7 protein-coding genes are annotated in these 7,966 nt (G+C 67.2%); all 7 read left to right on the top strand.

The features are described 5' to 3' along the window. A partial coding sequence (locus ACTYVM_RS15365; protein WP_445526488.1) for a peptide ABC transporter substrate-binding protein occupies positions 1-1,491 on the top strand: 1,491 nt, incomplete at its 5' end. 146 nt (positions 1,492-1,637) lie between these two features. Continuing rightward, entirely contained in the window at positions 1,638-2,570 is a 933-nt protein-coding gene (locus ACTYVM_RS15360) for an ABC transporter permease (protein WP_445526487.1), read from the top strand. After that, entirely contained in the window at positions 2,563-3,513 is a 951-nt protein-coding gene (locus ACTYVM_RS15355) for an ABC transporter permease (protein ID WP_445526486.1), read from the top strand. Before ACTYVM_RS15360 ends, ACTYVM_RS15355 begins: the two co-directional genes overlap by 8 nt. 11 nt (positions 3,514-3,524) lie before the next feature. Then, the gene (locus ACTYVM_RS15350; RefSeq protein WP_445526485.1) at positions 3,525-4,583 is read left to right on the top strand and encodes an ABC transporter ATP-binding protein; all 1,059 of its coding nucleotides are present in this window, start codon (positions 3,525-3,527) and stop codon (positions 4,581-4,583) included. Next, the gene (locus ACTYVM_RS15345; protein WP_445526484.1) at positions 4,576-5,736 is read left to right on the top strand and encodes an ABC transporter ATP-binding protein; all 1,161 of its coding nucleotides are present in this window, start codon (positions 4,576-4,578) and stop codon (positions 5,734-5,736) included. The genes ACTYVM_RS15350 and ACTYVM_RS15345 overlap by 8 nt, the downstream gene beginning before the upstream one ends. A gap of 85 nt (positions 5,737-5,821) precedes the next feature. Beyond that, a complete protein-coding gene (locus ACTYVM_RS15340) occupies positions 5,822-6,223 on the top strand; it encodes a VOC family protein (RefSeq protein ID WP_445526483.1) in 402 nt (133 codons plus the stop codon). Between the two features lie 122 nt (positions 6,224-6,345). Continuing rightward, entirely contained in the window at positions 6,346-7,965 is a 1,620-nt protein-coding gene (locus ACTYVM_RS15335; protein WP_445526482.1) for a peptide ABC transporter substrate-binding protein, read from the top strand. Position 7,966: the final 1 nt, after the last annotated feature.

The following is a 7,966-nucleotide window of genomic DNA, read 5'->3' as shown; positions in this document are numbered from 1 at the left end:
GAGGTGGGTGAGCCGCAGAACCCGCTGCAGCCGGCGAACACCATGGAGTCCAACGGCAGCATTGTCATCAGATCGCTCTTCTCCGGGCTCGTCGACTACGACCAGAGCGGCAAGACCGTCTACGTCAATGCCGAGTCGATCGACTCCAAGGACAACAAGACCTTCACGGTCAAGCTGAAGCCCGGCTGGAAGTTCCACGACGGCACCCCGGTGACCGCGGCGTCCTACGTGAACGCCTGGAACTGGGCGGCGAACCCGGCGAACAAGCAGACCAACAGCTTCTGGTTCTCCGACATCAAGGGCTACGACGACGTCGCCCCGGCCAAGGGCAAGCCCAAGGCCGACAAGATGTCCGGTCTGAAGATCGTGGACGACAGCACCTTCACGATCACGCTGAGCAAGCCGATCCCGTACTACGTGTACAAGCTCGGCTACGAGGTCTTCGACCCGCTGCCGGAGTCCTTCTACAAGGACCCGCAGGCCGCGGGCGAGCACCCGATCGGCAACGGCCCGTACAAGTTCGTCAGCTGGCAGCACAAGAAGCAGATCGAGGTTGCCAAGTACGACGACTACAAGGGCCCGAACGCCGCCAAGAACGGCGGTGTGGTCTTCAAGAACTACAGCAACCTCGAGACGGCCTACGAGGACCTGAAGTCCGGCAACGTCGACGTGCTCCGTCAGATCGCGCCGAAGGACCTGCCGGTCTACAAGCAGGACCTTGGCGACCGCGCGGTGGACCAGGCGTACTCGGCGATCCAGACCCTCGGTGTCGCCTACTACACCAAGCAGTGGAAGAACATCGACCCCAAGGTCATCCAGGGCCTGTCGATGGCGATCGACCGCGACACCATCACTAAGACCGTGCTCCAGGGCACGCGTGAGCCCGCCACCGGCTGGGTCGCCAAGGGTGTCCTCGGCTACCAGCCGAACGCCGCCGGCGACGTCACCAAGTACGACCCGGCCAAGGCCAAGGCGCTCATCAAGGAGGGCGGTGGCGTTCCGGGCAACGCCATCTCCATCCAGTACAACGCCGCGGACGGCGGCCACAAGGAGTGGGTGGAGGCGGTCTGCAACTCCATCACCAACGCCACCGGTGTGAAGTGCACGGGCGACTCCAAGCCCGACTTCCAGGCCGACCTGAACGCGCGCGACAACAAGCAGGTCAAGTCGCTGTACCGTTCGGGCTGGGTGCTGGACTACCCGTTCAACGCCAACTTCCTGCGCGACCTGTTCGGTACCCACTCGGACGGCAACCAGGGTGGCTTCTCCAACAAGACGCTCGACAAGGAGATCGCCGCTGCCGACAGCGCGAGCTCCCTGGAGGAGTCGGAGAAGAAGTACCAGGAGCTCGAGAAGAACCTGGTCAACTACATGCCGACCATCCCGCTCTGGTACTACAAGGTCAACGCCGGCTACTCGGAGAAGGTGTCCGGAGTCGAGTACGACCAGCAGGGCGACCCGGTCCTGACCGGCGTTCAGGTCAAGAAGTAACGACAAACAGCCCGTTCGTCCCGGGGTGCGGAGCGCCCGCACCCCGGGGAACGGCAGCGGCTGGGGGGCCCTTTCCGCACGTACCGTTCACCGGTGCGTGCGGAAAGGGCCTCGTCGGCTGCCGCTGTGACTGACATGGAGGCACGATGGGGCGCTACGTCGCACGACGACTGCTCCAGATGATCCCGGTGTTCATCGGGACAACTCTGCTGATCTTCCTCATGGTCTACGCCCTGCCCGGTGACCCCGTGCGAGGGCTGTTCGGTGACAAGGGCGGAAGCCCCCAGGTGATCGCCGCACTGAGACATGAGTACGGCCTGGACCAGCCGATCCTGGTGCAGTACTGGCACTACATGCGGGACATGATCCTGCACGCCGACTTCGGCACCCAGATCTCGAGCGGGCGTCCCGTCACGGACGTGCTCGGCGACGCGTTCCCGGTCACCATGCGCCTGGCCGGACTGGCCTTCGCGATCGAGGTGGTCCTGGGCATCGCCCTGGGCATCCTGGCGGGCCTGCGTGCCGGGCGTGCCGCGGACACCGTCATTCTGCTGGTCACGCTGCTGCTGATCTCGGTGCCGGTGTTCGTCCTCGGCTACATCCTCAAGGTTGTCTTCGCGTTCAACCTGGGCTGGCTGCCGCCGAACGTCAACGACGACACCAACATCAACGAGTTGTTGATGCCGGCCATTGTGCTGGCGACCGCGTCACTCGCCTATGTGACCCGGCTCACCCGTACCTCGATCGCCGAGAACCTGCGCGCCGACTACATCCGCACGGCCATCGCCAAGGGTCTGCCCAAGCGCCGTGTGGTGGGGGTCCACCTCATGCGCAACTCGCTGATCCCGGTGGTCACCTACCTCGGCGCCGACATCGGTGCCCTGATGGGCGGTGCCGTCGTCACCGAGGGCCTGTTCAACATCCAGGGCATCGGTGGCACGATCTACCAGTCGATCGTGCGCCGCGAGGGCACCACCCTCGTCGGTCTCGTGACCATCCTGGTGCTCGTGTACCTCCTCGCCAACCTGTTCGTCGACCTGCTCTACGCGGTCCTTGACCCGAGGATTCGCTATGCCTGACGTGACCCAGACCGATGTCCAGGCCGGTGTCGCGGACGCCACCGGCGCCGCGGCCGCGGTGACGCCGCCCGAGCAGAAGTCGGACAAGGCCCGCAGCCTGTGGGGCGACGCCTGGCAGGACCTGCGCCGCAGCTGGATCTTCATCGTCTCGGCGGTGCTGATCGTCCTGCTGCTGATGATCACCTTCTTCCCCGGGCTGTTCACCGGCGTCGACCCGACCACGGGCGACCTGTCCAAGCACTTCCTCCAGAAGCCGAACCTGGGCCACATCTTCGGCCCGGACTGGCTGGGCTACGACCAGCAGGGCCGCAGCGTCTACGCCCGTGTCATCTACGGCACGCGGGCGTCGGTGGCGGTCGGCTTCGGCACCACGATCGTGGTGACGGTCGTGGGCGGCCTGATGGGCATGATCGCCGGCTACTTCGGTGGGATCGTCGACTCGGTGGTCTCCCGGCTGACCGACGTGTTCTTCGGCATCCCCTTCATGCTCGGCACGATGGTCGTGCTCAACTCGTTCCAGGCCCGCACGACCTGGGTCGTCATCGGCGCGCTGAGCTTCTTCGGTTGGACGCAGATTGCGCGCGTGATGCGCGGCGCGGTGATCACCACCAAGCAGTCCGACTACGTGCAGGCGGCCAAGGCCCTGGGCGCGGGCACCCCGCGCATCATGTTCCGGCACATCCTGCCGAACACGATGGCCCCGGTGATCGTCGTCGCCACCATCTCGCTCGGCATCTACATCGTCGCCGAGGCGACCCTGTCGTACCTGGGCCTCGGCCTGAACGGTGTGTCGTGGGGCAACGACATCTCCGACGGCGGAAACCAGATCCGCGTGGCGCAGCACATCATGCTGTACCCGTCGATCATGCTCATCATCACGGTGTTGGCGTTCATCATGCTCGGTGAAGCGGTCCGTAACGCCCTCGACCCGAAGACGCGCTGAGGGAGGCGTACGTGACCACCATCGAAGAAGCCGTACCCGTGCCCTCGCCCCGCGAGGGCGGGGCGGATGGCGCACCACTGCTCGAAGTGCGCGACCTGCACGTCGAGTTCCACACCCGTGAGGGTGTCGTCCGGGCCGTCAACGGCGTCAACTACAGCGTGGCGGCGGGCGAGACGCTCGCCGTGCTCGGTGAGTCGGGCTCCGGCAAGTCGGTGACCGCGCAGGCCATCATGGGCATCCTGGACATGCCCCCGGCGAAGATCCCGCAGGGCGAGATCCTCTTCCGGGGCCAGGACATGCTCGCGATGTCCGCCGAGGACCGCCGCAAGATCCGCGGCCGTCGGATCGCCATGATCTTCCAGGACGCGCTCAGCTCGCTGAACCCGGTGCTGACCGTCGGCTACCAGCTCGGCGAGATGTTCCGGGTGCACCAGGGCCTGTCCAAGAAGGACGCCAAGGCCAAGGCGATCGAGCTGATGGACCGGGTGAAGATCCCGGCCGCCGCGGCCCGCGTGAACGACTACCCGCACCAGTTCTCGGGCGGTATGCGCCAGCGCATCATGATCGCCATGGCGCTGGCCCTGGAGCCGGACCTGATCATCGCCGACGAGCCGACCACGGCCCTCGACGTGACGGTCCAGGCCCAGGTCATGGACCTGCTCGCGGAGCTCCAGAGCGAGTACAACATGGGTCTGATCCTGATCACCCACGACCTCGGCGTCGTCGCCGACGTCGCGGACAAGATCGCCGTGATGTACGCGGGCCGGATCGTGGAGCAGGCGCCGGTCGGCGAGCTGTACAAGCGCCCGGCACACCCGTACACCAGGGGTCTGCTGGACTCGATCCCGCGCCTGGACCAGAAGGGCCGGGAGCTGTACGCGATCAAGGGTCTGCCGCCCAACCTGCTCCGCGTTCCGAGTGGTTGCGCGTTCAACCCGCGCTGCCCCAAGGCCCAGGACATCTGCCGCGAGCAGATCCCGGACCTGCTGCCGGTCACCGAGCAGGACGGCGGTGAATTGGCGGGCCGTGCCGCGGCGTGCCACTTCTGGAAGGAGACGATCCATGGCTGAGCCCACGAAGCTCGCGAAGGACGACGAGCCGAAGGACGACGCCACGCCGAACGTCTCCGAGGTGGAGACCGTCCAGGCGGCCTCCGAGGAGGAGGCGGTCGCGGCACTCGGCGCGCACGTCGAGCGCGGCGAGCCGATCCTCCAGGTCCGCAACCTGGTCAAGCACTTCCCGCTGACCCAGGGCATCCTGTTCAAGACGAAGGTCGGCGCGGTCAAGGCGGTCGACGGGATCTCCTTCGACCTGTACCAGGGCGAGACCCTCGGCATCGTGGGCGAGTCCGGCTGCGGCAAGTCCACCGTCGCCAAGCTGCTGATGAACCTGGAGCAGGCGACCGCCGGCGAGATCTTCTACAAGGGCCAGGACATCACCCGGCTGTCCGGGCGTGCGCTGAAGGCGGTGCGCCGGAACATCCAGATGGTGTTCCAGGACCCGTACACCTCGCTCAACCCGCGTATGACGGTGGGCGACATCATCGGCGAGCCCTTCGACATCCACCCCGAGGCCGCCCCCAAGGGCGACCGGCGCCGCAAGGTGCAGGAGCTGCTGGACGTCGTCGGCCTCAACCCGGAGTACATCAACCGCTACCCGCACCAGTTCTCCGGCGGTCAGCGCCAGCGCATCGGCATCGCCCGCGGCCTCGCGCTCAACCCCGAGGTCATCATCTGCGACGAGCCGGTCTCGGCGCTGGACGTGTCCGTCCAGGCGCAGGTCATCAACCTGATGGAGCGGCTGCAGGACGAGTTCAACCTCTCCTACGTCTTCATCGCGCACGACCTGTCGATCGTCCGGCACATCTCGGACCGCGTGGGCGTGATGTACCTCGGCAAGATGGCCGAGATCGGCACCGACGAGCAGATCTACGACCACCCGACGCACCCCTACACGCAGGCGCTGCTGTCGGCGGTCCCGGTGCCGGACCCGGAGGCCCGCGAGCACCGCGAGCGGATCATCCTCACCGGCGACGTGCCGTCCCCGGCCAACCCGCCGTCGGGCTGCCGTTTCCGCACCCGCTGCTGGAAGGCCCAGGACAAGTGCGCCGAGGAGGTCCCGCTGCTCGCCGTGCCCGAGCGTTTCAAGAACTCGGACTCCCTGGCGGCCCACGAGTCGGCCTGCCACTTCGCCGAGGAGAAGGACGTCGTCGGCGCGGCGTGACCCTCACACGGCACATCCCCGGTTCCCGGCGCCTTTCCAGGCGCCGGGAACCGGCGTTTTTCCCCACGGATGAGAGGACGGGCGAATGCTGCACCACGTCGAACTCTGGGTCCCGGACCTGCCCCGGGCGATCCGCTCCTGGGGCTGGCTGCTGACCAGCCTCGGGTACAGCCCCTACCAGGAGTGGGAGCACGGCCGCAGCTGGCGGCTGGGACCCACGTACCTGGTGGTCGAGCAGTCACCGGCGATGCGGGACGACGGCGCACACGACCGGAAGCGCCCCGGCCTCAACCACCTCGCCTTCCACGCGGGCCCCGCGGCGCGGCTCGACGCGCTGATGAGTCAGGCGCCGGCACACGGCTGGTCGCCGCTCTTCGCCGACCGCTACCCGCACGCCGGCGGCCCCGACCACTATGCGGGCTACCTCGCCGACGACGACGGCTTCGAGGTGGAACTGGTGGCCTCCGAGGTCGAGCTGGAGGGCTGACGGGGGCGCGCGGCGGCGTTGGCGCGTCCGCGTGGAGTGACACCGCCATCGGTGCGGCGACCCTCAGGCATGCGGCTTGTGTGCTGATATGTCTCAGGTCACCGCATCCCGAGGAGGCACCCATGCGTGGAGTCGCGCGCGCCAGGTGGGCCGCGGGGGCGATGGGCGCCGTGCTCGTGCTCGCCGCCTGCGGGGGTGGGGGAGCCGGTGCCGGCGCCGACGCGCTGACCGCGTCCTGGGGCGACCCGCAGAACCCGCTGGAGCCGGCCAACACCAACGAGGTGCAGGGCGGCAAGGTCCTCGACATGATCTTCCGCGGGCTGAAGCGGTACGACCCGAAGACCGCCAAGGCCGAGAACATGCTCGCCGAGAGCGTCGACACCACCGACTCGCGGCATTTCACCATCACCGTCAAGGACGGCTGGAGGTTCAGCAACGGCGAACCGGTCACCGCCAGATCCTTCGTCGACGCCTGGAACTACGGCGCGAGCCTGAAGAACAACCAGAAGAACGCGTACTTCTTCGGCTACATCGAGGGCTACGACAAGGTCCACCCCGTAAGCGGCCGGCAGAGCGCCGACACCCTCTCCGGGCTGAGGGTCACCGGTCCGCGCACCTTCACCGTCACCCTCGACCAGAAGTTCTCCACGTTCCCCGACACCCTCGGCTACGCCGCCTTCGCCCCGCTGCCCCGCACCTTCTTCACCCACCACGCCGCCTGGCTGGACAAGCCGGTCGGCAACGGCCCGTACACCATCGAGTCGTACACCAAGGGCGCGCAGATGACCCTGCGGAAGTGGAACGGCTACCCCGGTCCCGACAAGGCCCGCAACGACGGCGTGACCCTGGTGGTCTACACCGACAGCAACACCGCCTACACCGACGTGCTGGCCGGCAACCTCGACCTCGTCGACGACATCCCCGCCAGCCAGCTCAAGAACGTGCGCACCGACCTGGCCGGCCGCTACATCAACAGCCCGGCCGGCATCCTGCAGACCCTGGCCTTCCCGTTCTACGACAGGAAATGGAACACCAGTGGGGCGCAGAAGGTCCGTACGGGCCTGTCCATGGCCGTCAACCGCAAGCAGATCACCGAGACCATCTTCCGGGGCACCCGCACTCCGGCCACCGACTGGACCTCCCCGGTCCTCGGCACGGACGGCGGCTACAAGCCGGGCCTGTGCGGCCACGCCTGCGAATACGACCCCGCGGCGGCCAGGAAGCTGATCCAGGAGGCCGGCGGACTCCCCGGTGGCCAGGTGAGGATCACGTACAACGCGGACTCGGGCTCGCACAAGCAGTGGGTGGACGCCGTGTGCAACTCCATCAACAACGTGCTCGGCAACGACAAGGCGTGCGTCGGCAACCCGGTCGGCACCTTCGCCGACTTCCGCAACCAGATCGGGCAGCACCGGATGACCGGGCCCTTCCGGGCCGGCTGGCAGATGGACTACCCGTTGATCCAGAACTTCCTGCAACCGCTGTACTACACGAACGCCTCCTCCAACGACGGCAAGTGGTCCGACAAGCGGTTCGACCACCTCGTCGACCAGGCCAACGCCGAGTCCGACAGACCCAGGGCGATCAGGCTCTTCCAGCAGGCCGAGGGCGTCGTACGCGACACCATGGCCGCCATCCCGCTGTGGTACCAGAACGGCAGCGCCGGCTACACCGGCCGGCTGCACGACGTGGCGCTCAACCCGTTCAGCGTCCCGGTCTACGACGAGATCAGGGTCGGCTGAT

Source organism: Streptomyces cyslabdanicus, assembly GCF_052663305.1.
This window is presented reverse-complemented; position numbering and strand designations above follow the sequence as displayed.

What these genes read in the sequence shown, in the direction of transcription:
- ACTYVM_RS15355 (WP_445526486.1), top strand. Translation starts at nt 2,563, where the DNA reads ATGCCTGACGTGACCCAGACCGATGTCCAGGCCGGTGTCGCGGACGCC.
- ACTYVM_RS15335 (WP_445526482.1), top strand. Translation starts at nt 6,346, where the DNA reads ATGCGTGGAGTCGCGCGCGCCAGGTGGGCCGCGGGGGCGATGGGCGCC.
- ACTYVM_RS15345 (WP_445526484.1), top strand. Translation starts at nt 4,576, where the DNA reads ATGGCTGAGCCCACGAAGCTCGCGAAGGACGACGAGCCGAAGGACGAC.
- ACTYVM_RS15360 (WP_445526487.1), top strand. Translation starts at nt 1,638, where the DNA reads ATGGGGCGCTACGTCGCACGACGACTGCTCCAGATGATCCCGGTGTTC.
- ACTYVM_RS15340 (WP_445526483.1), top strand. Translation starts at nt 5,822, where the DNA reads ATGCTGCACCACGTCGAACTCTGGGTCCCGGACCTGCCCCGGGCGATC.